Consider the following 25,309-nt stretch of genomic DNA (forward strand, 5'->3'; position numbering starts at 1 on the left):
GATAGGAGCAGCTTATGAAGAAATGGATTTGGACACTTGTCTTTGTACTGGCCATAGGAGCCGCGGCACTTTCCGCGGGACTTCACTCCCGGGCACAGGCAAAGCCGGATGATACGATACTGGAAGGCGTGTACGCCGGAGATATTTCACTTTCAGGAATGACCAGGGAAGAGGCGAAGGCCGCCATACAGTCCTATGTGGATTCACTGGCCTCCAGCACCATTACCCTGAACGTAGTGGAAGGCAATACGGTGAATGTAACCGCCTCCGAGCTTGGACTTGGCTGGGCTAACCCGGAGCTTGTTGAGGAAGCGGTGAACCTTGGGAAATCCGGCAACGTGGTGGTACGCTATAAGGCCCTGAAGGATCTGGAGCATCAGAATAAGGTTTATGATATCGCTTTTTCCTTTGACCGGGAAGCGATTGCATCGGTTGTGGAAAATAAATGCGACGCCTTTAACGTGGAGGCGGTGAACGCCCATCTGAAGAGAGTGGACGGCGCTTTTGTGATTGAAGACGGACAGACCGGCGTTGTAGTTGACAACGCAGCTTCCGAGAATGCGATATATGACTATCTGACCACCCAGTGGAAGGGCGGGGATGCCGCCGTGGATCTGGCGGTTACCGAAGAGGTTCCCCAGGGAAACAAAGAAGAGCTGGCGAAGGTTAAGGATGTGCTCGGCAGCTATACCACGAGCTTTTCTTCCTCAGGAAAGGACAGGAGCGCCAACGTGACCAATGGCTGCAGCCTGATTAACGGAACGACCATTTACCCCGGAGAAACCTTCTCCACCTATGAGACCGTCAGCCCCTTTACTGCGGATAACGGATACTATATGGCCGGTTCCTACCTGAATGGCCAGGTGGTGGACAGTATCGGAGGCGGTATCTGCCAGGTATCCACGACCCTTTATAATGCGGTTCTGAAGGCGGAGCTTCAGGTGGAGGAAAGGCACAACCACTCCATGATTGTTGGATATGTAAAGCCCTCCATGGACGCGGCCATCGCCGAATCCGCAGGGAAGGATTTCCGGTTTACCAACAATACGGGCTATCCCATATATATTGAAGGCTATACAAGCAATAAAAATATTACGTTTACCATTTACGGCGTGGAAACAAGGGATCCGGGCCATGTGGTAACCTATGAAAGCGAAGTCCTGGAAACCATCCAGCCTGCCTCTGAAAGCATCGTACAGACTACCTCCCAGCCCATAGGCTTCGTGGATGTACAGTCCGCGCATGTGGGCTACAAGGCAAGGCTGTGGAAGGTGGTAACGGAAAACGGCGTTGAGGTCAGCAGAGAGCAGATCAACAGCAGCAGCTACAAGATGGTTCCCCGTACGGCAACGGTAGGTGTTGCCACGAACGACACAAACGCTTATAATGAAATGCAGGCGGCGATTGCCACCGGAAGCATCGACCAGGTGAAGAGCGTGGCGGCGGCTTTGAAGAACGGTCAGAGTAGTGCCCCGGCGGGTAATCCCGGTGTGGATCCTGCGCTCGCGGCCATTTTGGCAGGAAAGTCGCCTGAAGAACAGGCGGCGCTGATCCAGCAGTACAATGAACAGCTGGCACAGCAGCAACAGCAGGCAGGACAGTAATGTCTGCCAACCAGTGTGAATACAGGTGGGAACGCGCATGAAAATCGGCAAGGTGCCCGAGAGCGTCTTAAAACGCTCTGTATTAAGACAACTGAAAACCCGAAGGGATGAAATCGTACTTGGCGCAGGTCTGGGGGAAGACTGCGCCATTTTGGCACCCGGCGGGGGTGAAGTTGTGCTTTTTTCCTCGGATCCGGTAACCGGCACCGGTAAGGATATCGCCCTTTACGGGATACATGCGTCCGCCAATGATATAGCAGCCGCCGGCGCGGAGCCGGTGGCGGTCCTCCTCACACTTCTTCTGCCCCCGGACTGTGAGGAGAGGGAGCTGAAGGAACTGATGGCCCAGGCGGAAGCGGTCTGCGCCTCCCTGCACATTCAGATCGCAGGAGGGCATACCGAGGTCACTGACGCGGTAAACCGTATTGTCCTTACCGTAACAGCCATAGGCAGGGCCAAAGAAGGAGATACCGTTGCCACCGGGACCGCAAAACCGGGGAACGATATCGTAGTGACAAAATGGATCGGCCTGGAAGGAACCTCCATCGCCGCCAGGGAAAAGGAGAAGGAGCTTCTGGAGCGTTTCCCCGCATACCTGGTGGAGGAAGCGAAGGGCTTTGACAAATATCTCTCTGTTATCCCGGAGGCTGCAGTCGCCGGCAAGTCCGGCGTTTGTGCCATGACAGATGTAACCGAAGGAGGCATCTTCGGTGCACTCTGGGAAATGGCGGAAAGCTCAGGCGTCGGACTGGAAATCGATCTTAAAAAGCTGCCCATCCGTCAGGAAACGGTTGAAATCTGCAATCAGCTGGATCTCAACCCTTATGAACTGATATCAGGAGGCTGTCTTCTGATTGCAGCGGATAATGGAACAGATCTTATACGGAATCTGGAAAAAGAAAATATCCCGGCCGCGATCGTGGGTAAAGCGACCGGAGGGAACGACCGGGTTATCCGGAACGGGGAAGAAAAACGCTTCCTTGAACCGCCCAAAACGGATGAGCTTTACAAAATAAGCTTTGGAGAAGCCGAAAGCTGAACCAGGAAGGGAGTCATTATGAGAGATTTAAGAGAACAATTACTGGGAATTATTGAGAAAAACAGCCGCATTGATTTAAAAGAGCTGGCTGTGATACTTGGCGTGGAAGAAGTAGATGTGGTGAATGAACTGGCGGCTATGGAATCGGAAGGAATCATCTGCGGCTACCATACGCTGATTGACTGGGATAAGACCAGCTTGGATAAAATATCCGCGCTGATAGAGGTGCGTGTAACCCCTCAGAGAGGCCAGGGCTTTGACAACATTGCCGAGCGCGTGTATAAGTATCCGGAGGTGAACGCCGTATATCTGATTTCCGGCGGTTTTGATCTTCTGGTAACCCTGGAGGGAAGGAACCTGAAGGAAATTTCCAGCTTTGTATCTGAGAAGCTGTCTGCGCTGGACGGAGTCCTGAGCACGGCCACTCATTTTATCCTGAAAAAATACAAAGACCACGGAACCATTCTTGCAAAGAAAAATGAAGATACAAGGGAGAAAATTACGCCATGAGAAATCCGCTGTCCGATAAAATAGTCGATATCAAACCGTCGGGCATCAGGAAATTCTTTGACATCGTAAGCGAAATGGATGATGCTATTTCCCTCGGTGTTGGTGAACCCGACTTCGATACCCCCTGGCACATCCGGGATGAGGGTATCTATTCCCTGGAAAAGGGAAGAACCTTCTACACCTCCAATGCAGGTCTGAAGGAACTGAAGATTGAAATCTGCAATTACCTGGAACGCCGTTTTCATCTTACATACAACTATGCCAATGAGGTGCTGGTTACCGTAGGCGGTTCGGAGGCCATTGACATTGCCCTGCGTACCATGGTCAATCCGGGGGATGAGGTGCTCATTCCCCAGCCCAGCTACGTATCCTACGAGCCCTGCGCTGTGCTGGCCGATGCCGTTCCGGTCATCATCAACCTGAAGGCTGAGAATGAATTCCGTCTCACCGCACAGGAGCTTCGGGATGCCATTACGGACAAAACCAAGGTGCTTGTGCTTCCTTTCCCCAACAACCCCACGGGGGCGATTATGGAAAAGAAGGATCTGGAAGAGATTGCGGAGGTGATTCTGGAAAAGGATCTGTTCGTTATTTCTGATGAAATTTACAGTGAACTGACTTATAAGGCGGATCATGTCTCCATTGCAAGCATTCCGGGCATGCAGGAAAGAACCATCCTGATCAATGGTTTTTCCAAATCCTATGCCATGACCGGCTGGCGTCTGGGCTATGCCTGCGGGCCGAAGATCATCATTGAGCAGATGCTGAAGATCCATCAGTTTGCCATCATGTGCGCGCCCACCACAAGCCAGTATGCGGCGGTGGAAGCCCTGCGCAACGGCGACGACGATGTGGTGGAGATGCGGGAAGCCTATAACCAAAGACGGCGCTACCTGATGTATGCCTTCAAGGAAATGGGGCTGCCCTGCTTTGAACCCTACGGCGCTTTTTATGTATTCCCCTGCATCAGGGAATTCGGCATGACCAGCGATGAGTTCGCCACACGCTTCCTGCAGGAGGAAAAAGTGGCAGTGGTTCCTGGAACCGCATTCGGGGACTGCGGAGAAGGCTTTATCCGTATTTCCTACGCCTATTCCCTCGAAAATCTGAAGGTTGCCATCGGCAGGCTGGCGGATTTCGTGGCAAGGCTGAAGAAGGAACAGGCAAGGTAACAGCCAGCGGCGCCTGCTGTTCCAGGCAGTGGGGAAAGAGCTGACAGTTATCATTTTGGCATTGTAATACTGCCGCCGGACGCCGGCGGTTCCGGCAGCCCTGTATCCTGTATAATTCAGGAGACGGGGCTGCCGCTTTTGTAAAAATATAACGAAAGACATCGGGGAGAATTGAAATGAATATTGTACTGCATCAGCCGGAGATTCCGGCTAATACCGGAAATATCGGCAGGACCTGCGTAGCCACGGGTTCCGTCCTGCATCTCATAGAGCCGCTTGGCTTCCGTCTGAACGAAAAGGAAATCAAAAGAGCGGGCATGGATTACTGGAAGGATCTGGACGTGCGGCGCTATATCAATTATGAAGACTTCCTGGAGAAAAATCCCGGGGCGAAAATATGGATGGCCACCACCAAGGCAAAGCATGTATACACTGACGTTGCCTTCGGCCCAGACGACTATATTATGTTCGGCAAGGAAAGCGCGGGAATCCCGGAAGAAATCCTGGTGGAAAATGAAGATACCTGTATCCGTATCCCCATGCTGGATAAAATCCGTTCCCTGAATTTAAGCAATTCCGTTGCGGTTGTGCTTTATGAGGCTCTGCGCCAGAACAGCTTCGAAGGAATGCTCCTCGAAGGCGACCTCCACAGACTCCATTGGAGGTAGTGGGACGCCTTCCCGTTATAGTTCTCCCCCGCGGGATTCCTGCCCGCCGTTCTGTTACGCACCGCTTTCTGGCCGCTCCCCGCGTCTGTCCGGCCGGGTATTATTTTCTGTGTGGGCAGACGACTGAAAGTCGTCTTGCTTTCGCTCGGTTAAAAACGCAGCGGTACTAACGCCGCACAATACGCGGCGTAAGGACCGGCGTTTTTAAACGGCCCTTACAGAAAATAATACCCGGCCGGACAGACGCGGGGAGCGGCCAGAAAGCGGTGCGTAACAGAGCGGTGGGCAGGAATGTGCGGGGGAGAACTATAACGGGAAGGCTGGGCCAGGGGTGTGATTATTTAGGCAGGTCTGTGTTGATGGTATGTGTAGATAGTATAAAGAGTTATTATAAAGATATAAAGAGATAGTATAATTTGTACAGTAATTGTGATTGCTGTGTTGGGGGAATTGTGTTAGACTGGACATACAAAGAGGAGAGCATCGATGGTGATGGCTTTCTGAGAATATTTTTCGGGAGAAGGATTCGGGAGAGACAACTTAATTGCGCCGAAGGGGCATAAACTCTCAGGCAAAAGGACCGGATTTGGACGAAGCTCTGGAAAGGTGAAGTGCAAAAATAGGAAGCAGGATCCGAAGTGCACTGTTGCCACCGACGAGGCAGCCTCTTGTTATGCTGAGGGGTAATCTTTCAGGTACGAAGACAGGGAAGGCATATGGCTATTAACGCCGTATGCCTTTTTGCGTGTATGTGTATTGTTTTGCAGGTGTGTTTTGGCGGGTGCTGCAGGGATTCAGGAATTGGATTGGGCAGGGGCGGGAATTTTGTCTGGTAAGAAGGAAGGAGCTGGTAAGTGATGGATGAGAAGAAGACTTCGCTGTATGACGTTCATGTGAGGTATGGCGGGAAGATGGTGCCGTTTGCAGGGTATCTTTTACCGGTGCAGTATGATGGGTATGGGGTGATTCAGGAACATATGGCGGTGAGACGGGACTGCGGGCTTTTTGATGTATCCCATATGGGGGAAATACTTTGTGAAGGGGAGGGGGCGTTGGAGAACCTGAATTATCTGCTGACGAATGATTTTACGAATATGCGTGACGGTCAGGCCAGGTATAGTCCCATGTGTAATGAAAACGGCGGGGTGGTGGATGATCTGATTGTTTATAAGGTCAGGGATAACCATTATTTTATTGTGGTGAACGCGGCAAGTAAGGATAAGGATTTTGCGTGGATGCTGGAGCATCAGAGGGGCGGCGCCAAATTCCGGGATATTTCGGATAATGTGGGGCAGATAGCGCTTCAGGGGCCGAAGGCCCGGGGGATTCTTGGTAGGATTGCAGGGGATGAGGTTATTCCTGAGAAGTATTATAGCTGTATTTTTGAGGGGGAGGCGGCGGGTATCCGGTGCGTTATCTCCAGGACCGGTTACACCGGCGAGGATGGGTTTGAGTTGTATATGGCGGCCGGAGACGCGCCAGCGTTGTGGGAAGCGTTGATGGAGGCCGGAAGGGAGGAGGGACTGATTCCCTGCGGGCTGGGGGCGCGTGATACGCTCCGGCTGGAGGCTGCCATGCCGTTATACGGCCATGAAATGGATGATACGATCTCTCCTTTGGAGACAGGGCTTTCTTTTGCGGTAAAAATGCAGAAGAATTTTATCGGCAGGGATGCTCTTGAGAAACAGGGAACCCCATCAAGAAAAAGGGTTGGCCTGAAAGTGACGGGAAGAGGAATTATCAGGGAGCAGGCCGGAGTATATGCGGGGGATGGGAAAATCGGGGTTGCGACTTCCGGAACCCATGCGCCTTACCTGGGATATCCGGTGGCTATGGCGCTGCTTCAGGCGGAGGAGGCAGTGCCGGGAAGGCGGGTGGAGGCCGAGGTGCGGGGCCGCCGCGTGGAAGCGGAAATCGTGGAGCTTCCTTTTTATAAAAGGTAAGGGTTCAGTTCTTTTACAGTTATTGCGGGGGAAAGTTTTAAAATTTAAATAAAAGTGCCTGAAGGGCATAAAACAGGAGGAAAAATATATGAATTATCCGGATAATTACAAGTATTCCAAATCTCATGAATGGGTTTTATTTGAAGAAGACGGCAGCGCGCGGATTGGCCTTACCGATTATGCGCAGAAGGAGCTGGGGGACCTGGTATTCGTGAATCTGCCTGAGGAAGGGGATGAGGTAACCGCCGGGGAGCCCTTCGGGGATGTGGAGTCCGTAAAAGCGGTATCGGATGTGTATTCCCCGGTGACCGGAATTGTGGAGGAAATCAATGAAGAGCTGCTGGACAGTCCCGAACTGATTAATACGGATGCCAATGAAGCCTGGATGATCAGGGTAAAGGATATTACGGATCAGGAGGAGCTGCTGGACGCTGCGGATTATGAAGTGTATGTGGAAACCCGGAAGCAGTAATGCGGCCGGGAAAGGGGGAAAAGGGAATGGGATCCTACATACCGACAACAGAAGAACAAAGACAGAGGATGCTGGAAACTGTGGGCCTTACTTCCACCGAGGAGCTGTTTGCGGCGCTGCCGGAGGAAGTAAAGCTGAAGGGGGAACTGCAGCTGCCTAAAGGGCTGTCAGAGCTGGGAGCTGCCCGGAAAATGGAGGACTATGCGGAGGAAAACCGTATCTTCCGCCATATTTTCAGGGGCGCGGGCGCTTATGATCATTATATTCCGTCTATTGTAAAGGAGGTGGTTTCGAAGGAGGAATTTGTCACCGCCTATACGCCGTATCAGGCGGAAATCAGCCAGGGGCTGCTTCAGTCTATTTTCGAATATCAGACGATGATCTGCGAACTGACAGGCCTGGACGCTGCCAACGCTTCCGTTTATGACGGCGCATCCGCTGCGGCAGAGGGTGTTTTCATGTGCAGGGAAAGAAAACGCACCCGCGTGCTGGTTTCCGAAACCACCAATCCTCAGGTGACGGAGGTGATAAAAACCTATTGCCACGGCAGGCAGGCTGTTGTGGAAATGGTGCCTGCCAGGGACGGAAGCACGGATTTGGAGGCTCTGAAAAGCATGCTGGATGACACGGTGGCGTGTTTTTATGTGCAGCAGCCTAATTTTTATGGAATCCTGGAGGACGGGAAGGCATGCGCCGAGGCCGTCCATGAAAGGGGCGGGAAGCTCATCATGGGCTGCAATCCCATTGCGCTGGCTATTGTGGAGACACCCGGAGAATGCGGGGCCGATGTGGCGGTGGGGGAAGGGCAGCCGCTGGGCCTGCCATTATCCTTCGGCGGCCCTTATCTGGGCTTTATGGCAGCTTCCAGGGATATGATGCGTAAGCTGCCGGGCCGTATTGTGGGGGAAACAGTGGATTCCAGGGGAAACAGAGGCTTTGTGCTCACGCTTCAGGCAAGGGAGCAGCACATCCGCAGGGAAAAAGCAGGCAGCAATATCTGTTCCAATGAGGCGCTCTGTGCGCTGACCGCGTCCGTGTATCTGTCCGCCATGGGGCCGGAGGGGCTTACACAGACGGCTGTCCTGTGTGCCTCCAAAGCGCATTATCTGCAGAAGGAGCTGGAAAAAGCCGGGCTGCCTCCGGTTTATAAAAAAGAATTTTTCCATGAGTTTGTTACGGCTTCCCCGGTGGATGGGAAAAGGCTTCTGGGGGCGCTGGAGGAAAAGGGTTTTCTGGGCGGGCTTCTGCTGCCGGACGGGAACCTGCTGTGGTGCGCCACGGAAAAGAATTCGAGAGAAGAAATGGATGAGCTGGTAAGACTGGTGAAGGAGGTGTGCGGACAATGAAACTGATTTTTGAACGAAGTGTTCCGGGCAGGCGCTGCAGTATACTGCCGGAATGTGATGTGCCGGTAATCGGAACCGGGGAAAAGCTGCTTTCCGCGGCCGGAAGGAAAAGTCCGCTGCGTCTTCCCCAGGTATCGGAAAACGACATCAGCCGGCATTATACCGCGCTGGCCAATGCCACCCACGGAGTGAATGACGGTTCCTATCCCCTGGGCTCCTGCACCATGAAATATAATCCCAAGCTGAATGACGAAATGGCTTCTCTTCCCGGCTTCACGCGGATTCATCCCCTGCAGCCGGAGGAGACGGTGCAGGGCTGTCTGCATGTCCTTCACGATGCAGAGCGGGTTTTCTGTGAAATCACGGGAATGGATGCCATGACCTTCCAGCCGGCGGCCGGGGCGCATGGGGAGTTTACCGGCCTTCTTCTCATCCGGGCCTACCATGAAAGCCGGGGGGACGTAAAACGGACAAAAATCATCGTTCCGGATTCCGCCCACGGCACCAATCCTGCCAGCGCCACGATGGCAGGATATCAGGTCATCAATATCCCTTCCACGAAGGAAGGCTGTGTGGATTTGGAGGCCCTGAAGGCGGCGGTGGGAGAGGATACGGCTGGTCTGATGCTGACCAATCCCAATACTGTAGGGCTTTTTGACAAAAATATCCTGGAAATTACCCGCATTGTCCATGAGTCCGGCGGCCTGTGCTATTATGACGGCGCCAACCTGAATGCGGTGATGGGCGTGGCAAGGCCGGGAGATATGGGCTTTGATACGGTGCATCTGAACCTGCATAAGACCTTTTCCACGCCCCACGGAGGCGGAGGGCCGGGAAGCGGTCCGGTGGGCTGTAAGGCTTTTCTGGGAAAATTCCTGCCGGGTAAGGAAATCCGGGAAGAAAACGGCGTTTTTTACAGAGCGGATTATGAAAAATCCATCGGCATGGTAAGGGCGTTTTACGGCAATTTCCTCGTGGTGGTGAAGGCGTTGTGTTACGCGCTTACACTGGGGGCCGAGGGGATCAGGGATGCCGCCCATATGGCGGTGCTGAATGCCAATTATCTGCGTGTCAGGCTGTCGGAGGCGTATCACATGGCCTATCAGGAAACCTGCATGCATGAGTTTGTCATGACCCTTCAGCCGGAAAAGGAGGAGCTGCAGGTCAGCGCCATGGACATTGCAAAGGCGCTGCTTGATTACGGGATTCATCCGCCTACTATGTATTTTCCTCTCATCGTGCATGAAGCGTTGATGGTTGAGCCTACGGAAACGGAATCCCCGGAGAATCTGGAGGAGCTGATTTCGGCTTTTATGGAAATTCACAGAAAGGCGCAGGAGGATCCGAAGTGGATACGCAGCGCACCCCATAAGACGGAAATTTCACGGCTGGATGAGGTGCAGGCGGCCAGGAATCCCAAACTGCATTATGAATTATGATAAAAAAAATATATACCATAGAATCCGGCTGTTTTAATCCGTATCAGAATATGGGGCTGGAAGAATATCTGATGTACCAGGCGGGAGAGGACGAATGTATTCTTTATTTGTGGCAGAATGAACGGACGGTGGTCATCGGACGGAACCAGAATGCCTGGAAGGAATGCAGGACGAAGGAGCTGGAGGCGGACGGCGGGTATCTTGCCCGCCGTCTTTCCGGCGGCGGCGCCGTATTTCATGATCTGGGGAACCTGAATTTCACTTTTCTGGCGCGCAGGTGCAATTATGATGTGGATAAACAGACGGATGTCGTCCTGGAGGCGGTAAAACGCCTGGGGCTTTCCGCCTGTAAAAGCGGCCGTAACGATATTACAATCAACGGATGTAAATTTTCAGGAAATGCGTATTATTCAACGGGAGACTGCTGTTACCATCATGGTACGATACTCATGCACGCGGATCAGGAGCAGATGGAAAAATATCTGCATGTTTCCAGGCAGAAGCTGGAATCCAAAGGGGTGGAGTCCGTGCGCAGCCGGGTTATCAATCTGTGTGATCTGATGCCGGAGCTTACGAAGGAAAGGATGGCTGTTGTGCTGAAGGAGGCCTTCGCCGGGCGCTACGGGCTGCCGGTGGAGCCGTTTCCGGGAGAACGGCTGGAGGGTGGTGAAATCCGCAGCCGGGCGGCTGCCTTTGCTTCCTGGGAATGGAAGTATAGCAGACAGATTCCCTTCAGCGATGAAATTTCCCGCCGTTTTTCCTGGGGAGAGGTACAGCTTGCGCTGAAGGCGGATGGGGGGAGGATTAGTGAATTGATCCTCCATACGGATGCGTTGGATACACAGCTGGTGACTGCGCTTACGGAGGCGCTTCCCGGAACACAGTTGACGAAGGCTGCGGTTGCGGAGGCCTTCCGGCGGATACCGGCGCAAAACAGGCTACAGGCATCCATGAAGGATGATTTGGAAAGACTGCTGGGCCTGCTTTTATAATATGCGGCCTTTGGCAGCGGGAGGTAATTAATGGCACAGGAATTTGATTTGATTGTTATCGGCGCAGGGCCGGGAGGCTATCCGGCGGCGCTTCGTGCGGCGGAGGGCGGCCGCAGGGTGGCTGTCATAGAAAAGGATGAGCTGGGAGGAACCTGTCTGAATCGCGGCTGTATTCCCACAAAGACATTGCTTCATGCTTCAGGTTTGTACCGCAGGCTGCAGGAAGCGCAGGCGGAGGGGCTGAGCGTGTCGGAGGCTCATGTGGATATGGCCCGGCTGCAGGAACGCCGTCTTGAGGTAATCTCCTCCCTGCGGGAGGGAATTGCCGTGCAGTTTCAGAAAAAGGGTGTGACTCTTTTTACCGGTACCGGCCGGATCCTGGAAAAAGAAAAGGTGCTGGTAACGACAGGGAAAGAGGAAATTCTTCTTACAGCGCCCCGCATCCTTATCGCGGCCGGGGCTAAAACCGCTGTCCCGCCGATTCCGGGAATCGATCTGCCCGGTGTGGAGGACAGCGCCGGCCTTCTTGCAAGACAGGAACCATACGACAGCCTTATTATTATAGGCGGAGGCGTGATCGGCATGGAATTTGCCTCCTTCTATTCCGACCTGGGGAAAAAGGTCACCGTACTGGAGGCCATGGATCGGATTTTGCCCGGCATGGATCGGGAGATTTCCCAGAATCTGAAAATGATACTGAAAAAAAGAGGTGTGGATATCCATACAAAAGCTTCCGTAACCCGTGTGGAAAGAATGGAAGAGGGAGGCTTTGTATGTTATTATGAAGAAAAAGGACAGGCGTTTTCGGCTTCCGCAAAAGGGCTTCTGGCAGCGGTGGGCCGCAGGGCTGACGGGGAGTCCGTCTGGTCGGGGCAGCTGCTGGGGCCAAGCGGGACGGAGCGTGGACGCATTCCTGTGGATGAGAATTACCGGACCCGGATTCCCGGCATATACGCCGTGGGAGACGTGACAGGAGGCATACAGCTTGCTCACGCTGCCACTGCGGAGGGGCTGCTTGCGCTGGATCATATGGAAGGCAGGGAACCTTCCATAGACAGAAGGGTCATTCCTTCCTGCGTATATACAGATCCGGAAATTGCCTGCGCGGGCCTTACCTGTGAGGAAGCAAAGGTTTCAGGCGTCCCGGTAAAAACAGCGAAGTACATAATGTCCCTGAACGGAAAATCCGTGCTTTCCGGCCAGGAGAGAGGTTTTATCAGGCTTGTGGCACGGGAGGATAATGAAAAAATTGTGGGAGCGCAGCTGATGTGCGCCCGCGCCACCGATATGATTGGAGAGCTTGCGCTGGCAATCAGCCGCGGAATTACCGCAGGGGAGCTGGCCGGAGTCATTCACCCCCATCCCACCTTTGGGGAGGGCATCGGTGAAGCGGCCCGGCTGCTGCAACAGGAGAGAACATGAGAATCAAAACAACAGGTGGTTATGTGGAAGGCTTTGAGGAAAACGGACTTCAGAATTTTCTGGGGATTCCCTATGCCCGGGCGGAGCGGTTTCAGGCGCCCCGGGAAATAAACTGGGAAGGGGTGTTTCAGGCTGACGCGTTTGGTAAAAAAGCGGTCCAGTCCCATCCTGCGCAAGAAACGCAGGCCGGTTGGGAAGGGCGGAAGGAATACGGGGAGGACTGTCTGAATCTGAATATTTATGTTCCGGCGCGGGACGCCCTGGAGGCGCGCCGGGAAGGAAGGGGCCTGCCTGTGGCGGTCTATATTCACGGCGGCGCATTCCAGAACGGAAGCAACCGTGACCGGAGCGGAAAACAGATCATCCGCGATCACAGCTTTATTTATGTTTCCATAAATTACCGCCTGGGCGTATTGGGTTATCTTTATCTGGGAGCTGCGCTGGGTGAGGAATACCGGGGCACCGGAAACAACGGGACCCTGGATCAGCTGGCGGCCCTGCGCTGGATATATGATAATATCGGGGAGTTCGGAGGCGACCGCAGCAGGATTACCGTGTTTGGCGAATCCGCAGGAGCCAAGACCCTTGGCGCGCTTCTGCTGAAGCCGGAGCTGAAAACCTGTTGCAGCCAGGTATTGATGGCCAGCGGCGCTTACCAGTGTATCCGTGAAGAAGAAACGGCGGCTGCGGTTGCGGATTCCTTTTTCTCGCTGGCAGGGCTTAAAAGGCCGGAGGATATCCTGACCATGGATGTGGATAACCTGCTGGCAGTACAGGAGCGGCTTGTGGATAATCCGGGAAATACCTGTACCTTCGGCCCGGTTGCCGATGGAATTACGGTTCCCATGGATTGGAGGGAAGCGCTGAGAAGCGGCAGGCACTGGTCGGGCAAGGCAATTGTGGGCAGCTGCCGCCATGAAATGGTATTCCGCCGCCTGGGAGATCCTGATTTTACGGCCCATTGCCCTGCCATTGCCAGGGCCCTGTTTGGGCAGAACGCGGAGATTGCCATAGAGGAATTCAAGGAGTTCGACGCCGGGGAGCGGCAGGAAGAAAGTGGTTCAGCTTTACGCAGGGCGCTGAAATGGGAACAGCTTCTTTCCGATTACATGTACCGTACCTACAGCAGGCGCCTGGCGGAGCTTCTTGCGAAAAACGGAAGCCAGGTCTGGTATTACAGCATGGATTTCGGTACGGCGTCCCATGTGCTGGATCAGTCCGCCGCATTTGACGGCGCCTGGCGGGATGATGCTTTATTCCCCGGAATTGCCCTGGAGGAACGTAGAAAGACCGCGGAAATTATCTATGAAAGCTATGTCCGCTTTTTCGAAACCGGAGATCCCAACTGGGAGGGCATCCCGGAATGGAAGCCGCTGGGAGACGAGCGGGAAAAAATGGTCTGGGATGGCCGGATCCATACGGAGTCGCTGACAGAGGAGGAAACGCTTAACCGCTTCCCTGATGAGGTATTCCGCCTGCAGCGCTCCCCGGATCACGCCGTTTCCACAAAGGAAACGGCGGATCCGCAGCCACAGGCATTGCTGGATGCGGCAATGGAGGAAGCATCGGATATCATCGCCCGGGTGACAGCGCAGAGGGAGGCCTTCTGGATCAATCCCCACCGTGTTTCTTTCGCAAAAGCGAAGGAAAGCCTGGACTTTACGATGGCGGATATAGAAGAGGCCCAGGCGCGCCTGCTCAGGTTCGCCCCATTTCTGGAAGGCTGCTTCCCGGAGCTTCAGAAGACCGGAGGAATCATAGAATCCCCGCTGCAGGATATCCCGGCCATGGCGGAAAGCCTCTGGGACGGCTGCGGGGCGGGAGAGGGGGAGCCTCTCAGACACGGACGCATGCTCATGAAGCTGGACAGTGAGCTGGCGGTGGCCGGATCCGTCAAAGCCAGAGGCGGCATTTACGAGGTACTTGCCGCCACGGAAGAGCTCGCCCTGAAGGCCGGGCTTCTGAAGGAAACGGATGATTATTCCGTCCTTTTGAAGCACAGGGACTTTTTTTCACACTATACCATGCAGGTGGGCTCTACAGGAAACCTGGGACTGAGCATCGGCATTATGAGCGCAGCCATCGGTTATCGGGCGGTGGTGCATATGTCCTCGGACGCCAGGCAGTGGAAAAAAGATCTCCTCCGGAGCAAAGGGGTTATTGTAAAAGAATATGAGGGAGATTACGGCGCTGCGGTCAAAGAGGGCAGGGCGCTGTCCGATGCGGATGAAAACAGTTATTTTGTGGATGACGAACATTCCTCCAGACTGTTTCTGGGCTATGCCGCCGCCGCACTCCGGCTGAAAAAACAGCTGGCGGATAAACAGATCCCCGTGGACGGTGCTCATCCGTTGTTTGTTTACCTGCCCTGCGGCGTGGGAGGCGCGCCGGGCGGCATTACCCTGGGGTTGAAATATGTATTCGGGGACGCGGTGCACTGCTTTTTTGCGGAACCGGTGCAAAGCCCCTGCATGCTCCTTGGCATGGCAACCGGCAAAGGGGATCAGGTCTGCGTACAGGACTTCGGACTGAGCGGGAAAACGCTGGCGGACGGCCTGGCGGTAGGGCGGCCCTCAGAGCTTGTGGCACGCAATATGCGTCCGCTTCTGGACGGCATTTATACGGTACAGGACGAATGCCTTCCCGGATGGATGCAACGGCTTAACGAAACGGAAGGCGTGATAATAGAACCCTCCGCCTGCGCCTGCATGGGCGGCCCCAAAATCCTGGCCGGAGAACAGGGACGCGCCTGGCTCAAACAACAGGGCCTTTATGAAAAGACCGCCCAGGCGACCCACATCGTGTGGGCCACAGGCGGCGGCCTGATGCCTGAAGAAATAATAACGGAATATCTGAATCTTTCAAAATAGCCGAATTTTAGCACAGTTTTATCCGCCATGGCGCGATGGGCCGGTCTTTCCGTCTGCTCCCTGGCCCGGCAGTGTTTCCTGGAAGGGGCGTTTGAAAGCGCCAGTCCGATATTTCATTTATTTTTATTATTCTGCATGGTTTTATTCTTCACTCCGTGATAAAATAACAGGAACAGTAACATTACAGGGACGGAAGTGTCCGGAGGATAAAACATATGCATAATAAGCTGGCTGTGACAGGGGGAAGCAGGCGTTTTTTTAAAGGGAAGCTTTGCCTGGCGGGATTGCTGATGCTGTTGTTTTGGCATCTGCTGCCGATACAGGGCCTGGCTGCGGACGGCGGCAGGCAGGTGGTTCGTGTAGGGTATCCCATACAGTTGGGGATGACCGAAGTGGATGAACAGGGGAATTATTCCGGCTATACTTATGAGTATCTGGAGGAAATTGCCCAGTATACCGGCTGGGATTATGAGTTCGTCCAGGTGGAGGGAGATCTTAACGAAAGCCTGGTCACGCTTATGGATATGCTGGAAAAGGGCGAGATTGACCTGATGGGCGGCATGCTTTACAGCAGTGAGATGGAACAGCTGTATGATTATTCCTCCAACAGCTATGGGATTGTCTACACTGTTTTTCAGGTGCTGTATGATGACACGGATTATGTGAATGATTCCCAGGTGGAGAAAACGCTGCGCGTGGCCATGTATGGACAATCCAGGAAGCATAAGGAGGAAATGGAAGATTACTGCCGGATGAATCTTCAGATTCCCCAGATTGTCCCTTGCACCACAATAGAGGAGCACCTCCGGGCGCTGCAGGAAGGCAGGGCGGATGTCATGCTGAATACCAGCATGAATTATATAGAAGGGCTGCGGACGGTTGCCAGATTTGCACCGAAGCCCTTTTATTTTGTTACCTCCAAAGGAAAAGGGGGGCTGCTGACAAAGCTGGACGAGGCGCTGCATAGCATAGAACAGACAGATCCCTATTTTATGACCACTCTGCATGAAAAATATTTCAATCCATCCAATAAGGAACTGAAGCTTACGGCGCAGGAAAAGGAATATGTGGAAAATACGGAACCGCTGCGGGCAGGGGTCCTGACAGATTTGCCTCCCTATAGCTACCAGGATAAGGAAAGCGGCGAGCTTAAGGGGATCAGCGTGGATCTGCTGAAAGCGATAGAGGATAAAACAGGGCTTGTTTTCGAACTGGTGCCTGTGGAAAATGAAGAAGCACTGGCGGAGATGACGGCAGAGGGCCGCGTTGATCTCATAGGCGGCATGAGCTACGATTATGAACAGGCCAGACATCGGAACATGGCCATGAGCAGGCCTTATATTTCCACGCAGTATATGATTCTTTTGAATAACAAAATGCGAAATGAGGAGATTGCCGGCAGGAAGCTGGCGATTCTGGCTTCCTATGATTACCAGGGAGAATTTGTGGGAAGCCCGGTATACTATGATTCCAGAGAGGAGATTGTCAGGGCGATTAACAGCGGCGAGGTCGATTATACTTATATGGATGCCTACGTGGCACAATATTTTTATAACAGATCGGAATTTGAAAACCTGTATGTGGCGCCTCAGATGCTGCAGGAAAACAGGACCTGTATTGGTGTGAGCAAACCGGCCAGCCCGGAGCTTCTGAATATTATTAACAAAGTAATCATTACCATGCCGGAAAAGGAACTGCAGTCGATTATTTACTCAAATACCATATACCGGTCGGATATTACCCTGCTGGAAATGGTGCGACGCCATCCGCTGCAGGCTGTGGCTGTTGCTGCGGCCGTCCTTCTTGTGGTTATCGGCGTCCTTTCCTGGGGAGTGGTGACAAGGGAAAAGCTGAACCGTAAGATTTCCCTGGAACTGAAAAAGCATCAGGAGCTGTACGGATTGGTAAATGATTATTTCTTTGAATATGATTTAAAGAAGGAGCTCTTTACCGTTTCAGGGAAAAAAGAAGGCGAAAAGCATGAAAACAATGTGGTGTACAGGCTTTTCCCGGAAAGAATAGCCGATGCGCCGGAAAATGGGAAATATAGGGAAATCCTGCGCCGGATTATGCACAGCGGCAGGGACGGCGTGGAAGAGATACAGCTTCCCGGAATTAACAGGGAGCTGCACTGGATGCGTATCGCCATGAAAAATATATATGATCACAAGGGGGCGCCTGTATGCGTTATCGGAAGAATCAGCGATATTAATGAAGAAAAGCAGGAACGGGACAGGCTGAAAAACCAGGCGGAAAGAGACAGCCTGACCCATGTATACAACGCAAAAACAAGCGTCAGATTAATCCAGGAGCGTCTGGACCAGCTGGCTGACGGAGGCACCGGGGCACTGATTCTGGTGGATATTGATAAATTCAAAACAATTAATGATACCTACGGCCATATGGAGGGAGACCATATTCTCTGCGAGGTGGCTGGCATCCTCCAGGACAGCTTCCGGGAAGGCGATATCGTAGGGCGTCCCGGCGGGGATGAATTTATCATATACATGGAACGGATAAGGGATACGAGGACGCTGGGAGATAAATGCGAGCGCCTGCTCCAGAGAATCAGTGAAATCAGGATGCCCGATAAAAAGAGCCTTACTATCAGCCTTGGGGCTGTTCTGGCCAGGCCGCAGAATGATTATGATTCCCTCTACATCAAGGCGGATAAAGCGCTGTACCGGGCAAAAAAGGAAGGACGTAATACGTATTTTATCGCCTGAACCGCCGTATTTTTCAGAACATTTTAACTTAAAAAAGGAAAATACAAAAAAAGTATAAAAAAGGAATTGAACGGGCATGATAGTTACGTAAGAAAAAGGAGGTAGCTGTCATGGGAAACAAAGGTCTTGATTATACAGCACTTGTGATTGCAGTTATCGGCGCCGTAAACTGGGGACTTATCGGATTGTTCCGACTGGATCTGGTAGCGCTGATATTCGGCCAGATGAGCTGGATTTCCAGAATCATTTATGTGATTGTGGGTATCTGCGGAATCTATCTGCTTACCTTTTTCGGCCGTGTTGGAAACGGAAGAGACGAATAAGCAGAAAATACGAAGAAGCCTCCGGAAGAAAAAAATTATTTTCCGGAGGTCTCTTTTCTTTTGGCGGAAGGCGTGCAGCCGTACTTTTCGTAAAACATCCGCCGGAATAATTTATAATTGGTAAAGCCATGGCGCACCAGAAGCTCGGTAATGCTTGTATCGGTACGCAGAATGTCTTCGCAGATATGGGAAAAACGAACCTGGTTTACGAATTCCAGGAAGGTCATTCCCATATTTTTTTTGAAAAAACGGCAGAAATACTCCGGGTTCAGAGCCACCTGGGCGGCGGCGTCACGCAGGCTGATGCTTTCCTGATAGTGTGCATTTACATAATCCATCACCGTGATCAGCCGGGCGCGCTCCTCGTCGTTCAGGCTGCCTCCGCCCTCTCCCGCGGGTAGCCGGAAGCAGTTGACGCAAAGAAAAAGCAGCTCATAAAGCAGGCTGGTGAAATGCAGCTGATAGCAATAGGGCTTACGGATGTAAATCTCCTGTATTTCCTTCAGACAGTAAACAAGGGCTTCATCGGAGCGCGCTTCCCCGCAGGAGCCGTTCATAAAGCGGATGCGGTCAAAATCCGGAATGTGTTTTTTCAGGAACTGATAGGGAATCTGAAGCACATCTATGCGGGAATGCTCGGAACTGCTGGTGGCATGGATATCCCTGGAATTGATGATGGCAAAATCCCCTTTTTCCAGGCGTATGGAGAGATCATTGACCAGCAGATCCATATCCCCTGCCTCGATATAGAGAATTTCCAGACTGTTGTGCCAGTGCCGGGGGACCAGGATTCCGGCATCCTCATAGGAAAAACAGCGGACCTGGATATCCGGCTCCACCTGGATGTTTTCATGGGTATAAACCACCGGTGAAAAGGATTCCTTTACCTGGATGCCGTCAAAATAACTGCCGGGACAGGAATCGGAGGTACCCTGATAACCGATTTCCTTTTCACCCCAGTTTGCGGGGAAATGCCCCGCTTCATTATAATATTTCATGAAACCTCCATAAGGTTAAGAATTGCCTTAAAATACCTCTTAATTATCCGTTATTTTTCAAAATAAGTCAATATCGACCCAATGCAAGTCATTTTTGCAATAGAAAAGCAGGTTATAACATGCTATGATGAAAATACAGGCGCCGGCGGATGGCGCCGGAGGTTCAGGAAAGCCCTGGCTGAGGACGGCCGGAGACGGCAGCCGGCTGGGGGATAACAGCAAGTTTAAGAAGGAGAAGGTATGGAAAGGGAAAAATTACAGGAATTAATCAAACAGATGACACTGGAGGAAAAAGCGTCCCTGTGTTCTGGCGCAGATTTCTGGCATACGGAAAGCGTTGACCGGCTGGGGATACCGGCAATGATGGTGTCCGACGGCCCTCACGGCTTAAGAAAGCAGGACCAGGAGGCGGATCACCTGGGAATGAATGACAGCATTAAGGCTGTGTGCTTCCCGGCAGGCTGCGGCACGGCGGCCAGCTTCAACAGAGAGCTGATTACCAGAATGGGAGAGACACTGGGAGAAGAATGCCAGGCGGAGGGCGTAGGCGTTATCCTCGGGCCGGCGGTGAATATCAAGCGTTCTCCTCTCTGCGGACGTAATTTTGAATATTATTCCGAGGATCCCCTTGTGGCTTCCGAGATGGCAGGCGCATTGATCAAGGGCGTACAGAGCAAAAACGTGGGGACCAGCATCAAGCATTTCCTGGCAAACAACCAGGAAACACGCAGGATGTCCTCATCCTCCGAGGTTGACGAAAGGACGCTGCGCGAGATCTATATGGCGGCCTTTGAAGGGGCGGTAAGCAAACAGAAGCCTTGGACCGTTATGTGCTCCTACAACAAAATCAACGGCACCTATGCGGCAGAGCATAAAGAAGCGCTCACCGATATCCTGAGAGGGGAATGGGGCTTTGATGGTTTTGTGGTAAGTGACTGGGGCGCGGTGAACAACAGAGTACCCGATCTGGAAGCCGGCCTGGATCTGGAAATGCCCTCCTCCGGCGGCATCAATGACAAGCTGATCGTGGATGCGGTAAAGGACGGCAACCTGGATGAAGCGGTGCTGGACAGGGCTGTGGAGCGTATCCTGAACATTGTATACCGTTTTGAGGAAAACAGGGATAAAACAGCGGTATTTGACAGAGACAGGGATCATGAAATGGCGAAAAAGGTCGCTGAAGAAACCATTGTCCTTCTGAAGAATGAAGACAATCTTCTTCCGCTTTCCGAAAAGGAAGATATTGCCTTTATCGGCAAATATGCGAGAAAACCCCGCTATCAGGGCGGCGGCAGCTCCCACATCAACAGCCATAAGGTAACCGGCGCCTGGGACTGCGTAAAGGACTGGGGAAATATCACATTTGCAGAAGGATATGCGGATGACGCGGATGTTGTGGATGAGGCCATGATCGCGGAAGCGGTTGCCAATGCCTCCAAAGCGAAGGCTGCGGTTATTTTTGCCGGGCTTCCGGATGCCTTTGAATCCGAAGGCTTTGACAGGGCGCACATGGGAATGCCGGGCTGCCAGAACGAGCTGATTGAACGTGTTGCGGCCGTTCAGCCCAATACCATCGTGGTATTACATAATGGCTCCCCTGTGGAAATGCCCTGGGCGGACAAGGTAAAGGGCATTGTGGAAGCCTACCTGGGCGGCCAGGCTGTAGGCGCCGCCACTGTGGATATCCTCTTCGGAAAAGTGAATCCCAGTGCAAAGCTTCCGGAAAGCTTCCCCTACAAGCTGGAGGATAATCCGTCATACCTGTACTATCTTGGCGAAGGCGACAGGGTGGAGTACAGAGAAGGTGTGTTTGTAGGCTATCGTTACTATGATACCAAGAAAATGGAGGTCCGTTTCCCCTTCGGCTTCGGCCTTTCCTATACAAGTTATGAGTATTCCAACCTGAAGGTCAGCGCAGATCACATAAAAGACACCGACGTCCTGGAGGTCAGCGTGGACGTGACCAATACAGGCGGCATGGCAGGAAAAGAAGTGGTGCAGCTGTACGTTTCCGACGTGGAGAGCACTGTGATCCGCCCCGTTAAGGAGCTGAAGGGCTTTGAAAAGGTGGAGCTTGCGCCCGGAGAGACAAAGACTGTCACCTTCACCCTGGATAAGAGGGCCTTTGCTTACTGGAACACCCAGCTGCATGACTGGCATGTGGAAACCGGAGAATTCCGTATCCTTATCGGAAAATCCTCCCGGGATATCCAGCTGGAAGCAGCGGTGACCGTGGAATCCACAGTGAAGGTTCCCGTACATTATACGATGGATACCACCTTTGGCGATCTGATGAAGGACGAAAAAGCCATGCAGATCATCGCTCCCATGATGCAGCTTAATATCGGCGGCCAGCAGAATGAAAGCGATGCGGCGGCAGAGGCAATATCCCGCGAGATGATGGAAGCCATGATGAAATATATGCCTATCCGCGGAATCCTCAGCTTTGCCGGCGGCAAGGTAACCCTGGAGCAGCTGACGGGGCTTCTGGACCAGCTGAATGCGGCGCAGTAATATTGCAGTAATATATATAATTGATGGTAATGGTAATGGATCGGGACGGAGCACAGTCCTGCTCTGTTGTCATTGAAGATAAAAATGCCATGCTGAACAGGAAAAGCTGTTTCAGCATGGCATTTTTCAAATCCTCTGTTGACAATTGGACTACACGGCGTTATCCTTAAGGTAACCTACAAAATGTAGTCTATGGAGGAACGGAATGGCTCAGTCGGTATCGGATTCGGAATTTGAATTGATGAAAATAATCTGGGAATCAGGCGGCAGCGCTTTTTATGCGCAGATAGCCGGAAGACTGGCGGCAGAGGGAAATACCTGGAATAAGAATACCATAATAACCCTGCTTTCCCGCCTGGTGGAAAAGGGAATGCTTCGTACGGACAAATTTGGCAGAAGGAACCGGTATACGGCGCTGCTTTCCCAGGAGGAATATCAGGCAGGGCAGACGGAAAGCTTTGTGGAAAAAATCTATGAAGGAAACGTACAGGGCCTGCTGGCCACCCTGATTAAAAAGGAAATGCTTACGCCGGAGGACTACGCAAAGCTGCAGGAATTCTGGGACAGGGGGGAAAATGATGAGTGAGTTATGGAAGCTTGTTCTTTCATTATCGCTGTCTGGTACGCTTTTAATGCTTCTTCTTTCTGCAGGGAAGCATATCTGGAAAAAAAGCTTCAGCAAAACGTGGCAGTATTATATCTGGCTTGTCGTGGCCGCACGGCTTCTGCTTCCGGTTACGGCCCCGCTGAATCTGGTGGGCGGCCTGATGCAGCCTGTGGAGAAGCTGCAGATGCAGGCGGAAACAGGGGAAAAGGGGAGATACGGACTGCAGGAGGCGGACAGCGGCGGAGTCCGGGAAGGCGTTTTTGCTGCGCCGGGAGGGAATAATATTCCTTCCGCAGAGGGGGACATCCCCTCCTTTATGAGGCAAAGCCCGGGTGCCGCATGGCTGCGGACATCTGTTCCCGGCATTTTGCTCAGCGTTATCTGGCTGGCGACGGCGGTAATCCTTTTTGCACACAGACTGTGGATCTGGCGGCAGTTCTGCGGCAGCCTGCACAATAGCTGGGTTCCTGTGGAAGATACATTCATACTGGAAAGCCTGGAAAGACAGAAGGCGAAGCTGGGGATCACCAGGCAGGTGCCGGTTTACTGTAACCCGGGCATCTCTTCGCCAATGCTGGCAGGCGTATGGAAACCCTGCATTGTGCTTCCGGAGGCAAAACCCATAGAGGGCAGCACTGATTATATCCTGCTTCATGAACTGGTCCATTTAAAAAGGCACGATCTCCTTTATAAATGGCTGATACAGCTGTGTATCTGTATCCACTGGTTTAATCCCTTTCTGCGCCGTCTGGAAACGGAAACGGGAGCGGCCTGCGAACTGGCCTGTGATGAAGCTGTTTTGAAAATGCTTGATAAGAAGCAGAGAAGAAGCTATGGAGACACACTCCTTTCGGCCATGCGCCCCCATGAGGTGCAGAAGGCGCCTGCGGCTATGCTGTCAGAGGGGATGGAACAGTTAAAGGAGAGGCTGGGTGCGATTATGGTTTATCGGAAAATAACGGCAGGAAAAAAGATCCTGGGCTGCCTTGCGGCTGTCCTGATCGGGTGGTGTGCTATTTCAGCAGGAGCCTATGCGTCTGCGAAGCCTTCCTGGTCAGGTGCGGGTGCGGCGCCTGCAGCAGCGCCCACAGGAATAAAGAACGTGCGGGAAGCTGCGGCTGGACCGGGGAATGTAGCAGGACAGGAGGGCACAGGGGAGCAGGAGCATACGGCGGAACAGGCAGACAGCCTGGGATGGAAGGAAAAAGTAACCCCCTATATACAAAATACCTATTATGAATATCCTTATCTGATGGAAATCGGCTGGAACATCCCTGAACAGAAAACAGCGGATTACCCTTACAGCCGGATAATACGGCAGACAGATGGGACGGATATCACCTGTTTTTTCAATGAAAAAACAAAACAGTATATGGAGGATGAAGCTGTTATAGATTCATTTATCCGTTTATACCCCGGATTACAAAAGCTTGGGGAGCAGTCAAATCTTGCCGTAAAGACACCTTTTTTTGTCAGCATCAGGGATGTGTCCGGAAAAACGGCGGCTGAACTGGCGGAGGAAAGCTATTACAATGGTTCGCTGGCGGAAAACGAACATTGGGGGGCTTTTTACACCGACCTCCTGGAAGAATGATACTTTTGCTGACAGATGTATTGCGTCAGCGGTTTCCGGTATTTTTTATTTTTTGCATATAATTTTCAAAAGGATGTAAAAATGGTTGATGCAATCCCTCTGCGGGTAAGTTATAATAGATTTGGAAATACTGGCAACAGGAGGATTTTATCAATGGAAACTGCGATGCAGAAGTTCAGGGATATGGAAAAAAGCTGGAAGTGGTATCAGATTAACAGATTCTTCGGCGCTCTGGCAGGCGCGGTGGTTTATTCCCTGGGAATCAATCTGTTTATTGTGCCGGTAGCCCTGTACAGCGGCGGAATCATGGGCTTTTCACAGATACTGAGGACGATTCTTATCCAGTACCTGAATTTGCCCCTGCAGAATTTTGATATCGCCGGTGTAATTTATTATCTGATCAACATTCCTATTCTGCTGATTTCCATGAAGCGGATTGGGAGAAGGTTCTTTATTAAAACGGTGATGTGCGTAACTACGGTTACTGTCCTTCTGTCGGTGATACCGATTCCGGTGCAGCCCATACTGCCTGATGATACGCTGGCCTGCTGTGTGATCGGCGGAATTATCTGCGGCCTGGGAATGGGACTTGCCTTAAAGAACGGCGGTTCCCTGGGCGGCATGGACATTGTGGGCATGATGCTGATTAAATGGCGCAAGGATTTCAGGGTCGGCCGGGTGAATCTGATCACCAACATTATCCTGTATTCGGTCTGCCTGTTCCTGTTTGATATCCCTACGGTGATCTATTCCCTTATTTACGCTTCCCTGAGCTCCTTTGCCATAGATAAGGTGCACGCCCAGACGATAAACGTGGAGGTGCGCATCATAACCAAGGCGCAGGACGAGGGGATGGAGAAAGAGATCTTCACCGAGCTGGAACGCGGCATAACCAAGTGGGAGGCCATCGGCGCTTATACGGACGAGTCCGTACACATTTTATTCGTGCTCATATCCAAATACGAATTGAGCCAGCTGAAAAATATAGTCCATAAATATGACCCCCATGCCTTTATCGTGGTAAACGAAGGCGTGAACGTGGTGGGAAATTATAAAACGCGTCTGTAAGC

Annotated in this window: 20 protein-coding genes and 1 riboswitch; of the genes, 19 read left to right on the top strand and 1 reads right to left on the bottom strand. The window is 52.4% G+C overall.

The features are described from left to right. Positions 1-14 precede the first annotated feature (14 nt). The 14 genes from DXC51_RS02375 to DXC51_RS02440 all read left to right on the top strand — a co-directional run bounded on the left by DXC51_RS02375 (position 15) and on the right by DXC51_RS02440 (position 18,526). On the top strand, positions 15-1,604 hold the full coding sequence (locus DXC51_RS02375) for a VanW family protein (protein ID WP_117543535.1): 1,590 nt from the start codon (positions 15-17) through the stop codon (positions 1,602-1,604). A 37-nt stretch (positions 1,605-1,641) separates the two neighbouring features. Then, entirely contained in the window at positions 1,642-2,643 is a 1,002-nt protein-coding gene (locus DXC51_RS02380) for an AIR synthase family protein (protein WP_021637724.1), read from the top strand. 18 nt (positions 2,644-2,661) lie between these two features. Continuing rightward, complete coding sequence (locus DXC51_RS02385; RefSeq protein WP_021637725.1) at positions 2,662-3,153, top strand: Lrp/AsnC family transcriptional regulator; 492 nt, start codon at positions 2,662-2,664, stop codon at positions 3,151-3,153. Further along, complete coding sequence (locus tag DXC51_RS02390) at positions 3,150-4,325, top strand: aminotransferase class I/II-fold pyridoxal phosphate-dependent enzyme (RefSeq protein WP_021637726.1); 1,176 nt, start codon at positions 3,150-3,152, stop codon at positions 4,323-4,325. The genes DXC51_RS02385 and DXC51_RS02390 overlap by 4 nt, the downstream gene beginning before the upstream one ends. Positions 4,326-4,501: 176 nt before the next feature. Then, positions 4,502-4,993: a tRNA (cytidine(34)-2'-O)-methyltransferase gene (locus tag DXC51_RS02395; RefSeq protein ID WP_025488315.1), complete on the top strand. Its 492-nt coding sequence runs from the start codon at positions 4,502-4,504 to the stop codon at positions 4,991-4,993. Between the two features lie 517 nt (positions 4,994-5,510). Next, positions 5,511-5,586, top strand: a riboswitch (glycine riboswitch). 264 nt (positions 5,587-5,850) lie between these two features. Continuing rightward, the gene (gene gcvT / locus DXC51_RS02400) at positions 5,851-6,936 is read left to right on the top strand and encodes a glycine cleavage system aminomethyltransferase GcvT (RefSeq protein WP_117543539.1); all 1,086 of its coding nucleotides are present in this window, start codon (positions 5,851-5,853) and stop codon (positions 6,934-6,936) included. Between the two features lie 88 nt (positions 6,937-7,024). Beyond that, entirely contained in the window at positions 7,025-7,408 is a 384-nt protein-coding gene (gcvH, locus tag DXC51_RS02405; RefSeq protein ID WP_102287430.1) for a glycine cleavage system protein GcvH, read from the top strand. A 26-nt stretch (positions 7,409-7,434) separates the two neighbouring features. Continuing rightward, positions 7,435-8,754 carry an aminomethyl-transferring glycine dehydrogenase subunit GcvPA gene (gcvPA, locus tag DXC51_RS02410; RefSeq protein ID WP_117543609.1) on the top strand — a complete coding sequence of 440 codons (1,320 nt, stop codon included), beginning with the start codon at positions 7,435-7,437 and terminating at the stop codon, positions 8,752-8,754. Next, complete coding sequence (gene gcvPB, locus DXC51_RS02415; RefSeq protein ID WP_117543541.1) at positions 8,751-10,193, top strand: aminomethyl-transferring glycine dehydrogenase subunit GcvPB; 1,443 nt, start codon at positions 8,751-8,753, stop codon at positions 10,191-10,193. Before gcvPA ends, gcvPB begins: the two co-directional genes overlap by 4 nt. Beyond that, positions 10,190-11,185, top strand: a complete 996-nt coding sequence (locus tag DXC51_RS02420; protein WP_117543543.1) for a lipoate--protein ligase — start codon at positions 10,190-10,192, stop codon at positions 11,183-11,185. The genes gcvPB and DXC51_RS02420 overlap by 4 nt, the downstream gene beginning before the upstream one ends. 30 nt (positions 11,186-11,215) lie before the next feature. Next, positions 11,216-12,607 carry a dihydrolipoyl dehydrogenase gene (gene lpdA / locus DXC51_RS02425; RefSeq protein WP_117543545.1) on the top strand — a complete coding sequence of 464 codons (1,392 nt, stop codon included), beginning with the start codon at positions 11,216-11,218 and terminating at the stop codon, positions 12,605-12,607. Beyond that, positions 12,604-15,477 (top strand): D-serine ammonia-lyase, encoded by a 2,874-nt coding sequence (locus DXC51_RS02430; protein ID WP_117543547.1) that lies wholly within the window; start codon positions 12,604-12,606, stop codon positions 15,475-15,477. Before lpdA ends, DXC51_RS02430 begins: the two co-directional genes overlap by 4 nt. 215 nt (positions 15,478-15,692) lie before the next feature. After that, positions 15,693-18,203, top strand: coding sequence for a transporter substrate-binding domain-containing diguanylate cyclase (locus DXC51_RS02435; protein WP_117543549.1), 2,511 nt, complete (start codon positions 15,693-15,695; stop codon positions 18,201-18,203). 110 nt (positions 18,204-18,313) lie between these two features. Then, entirely contained in the window at positions 18,314-18,526 is a 213-nt protein-coding gene (locus DXC51_RS02440; protein ID WP_021634681.1) for a DUF378 domain-containing protein, read from the top strand. Between the two features lie 35 nt (positions 18,527-18,561). On the opposite strand, the gene DXC51_RS02445 is transcribed toward DXC51_RS02440, so the two are convergent. Further along, the gene (locus DXC51_RS02445) at positions 18,562-19,524 is read right to left on the bottom strand and encodes an AraC family transcriptional regulator (protein ID WP_051358318.1); all 963 of its coding nucleotides are present in this window, start codon (positions 19,522-19,524) and stop codon (positions 18,562-18,564) included. A gap of 124 nt (positions 19,525-19,648) precedes the next feature. Between DXC51_RS02445 and DXC51_RS29415 the strand changes: the two genes are divergently transcribed. The 5 genes from DXC51_RS29415 to DXC51_RS02465 all read left to right on the top strand — a co-directional run bounded on the left by DXC51_RS29415 (position 19,649) and on the right by DXC51_RS02465 (position 25,307). After that, positions 19,649-19,792: a hypothetical protein gene (locus tag DXC51_RS29415; RefSeq protein WP_021634679.1), complete on the top strand. Its 144-nt coding sequence runs from the start codon at positions 19,649-19,651 to the stop codon at positions 19,790-19,792. Beyond that, a complete protein-coding gene (locus DXC51_RS02450) occupies positions 19,765-22,038 on the top strand; it encodes a glycoside hydrolase family 3 C-terminal domain-containing protein (protein ID WP_117543551.1) in 2,274 nt (757 codons plus the stop codon). Before DXC51_RS29415 ends, DXC51_RS02450 begins: the two co-directional genes overlap by 28 nt. A 205-nt stretch (positions 22,039-22,243) precedes the next feature. Further along, positions 22,244-22,624, top strand: a complete 381-nt coding sequence (locus DXC51_RS02455) for a BlaI/MecI/CopY family transcriptional regulator (RefSeq protein WP_025488324.1) — start codon at positions 22,244-22,246, stop codon at positions 22,622-22,624. Further along, on the top strand, positions 22,614-24,239 hold the full coding sequence (locus DXC51_RS02460; RefSeq protein ID WP_117543553.1) for a M56 family metallopeptidase: 1,626 nt from the start codon (positions 22,614-22,616) through the stop codon (positions 24,237-24,239). Before DXC51_RS02455 ends, DXC51_RS02460 begins: the two co-directional genes overlap by 11 nt. Before the next feature lie 153 nt (positions 24,240-24,392). After that, positions 24,393-25,307 (top strand): YitT family protein, encoded by a 915-nt coding sequence (locus DXC51_RS02465; RefSeq protein WP_049942257.1) that lies wholly within the window; start codon positions 24,393-24,395, stop codon positions 25,305-25,307. Positions 25,308-25,309 lie beyond the last annotated feature (2 nt).

The sequence above is a fragment of the Eisenbergiella massiliensis genome (assembly GCF_003435485.1).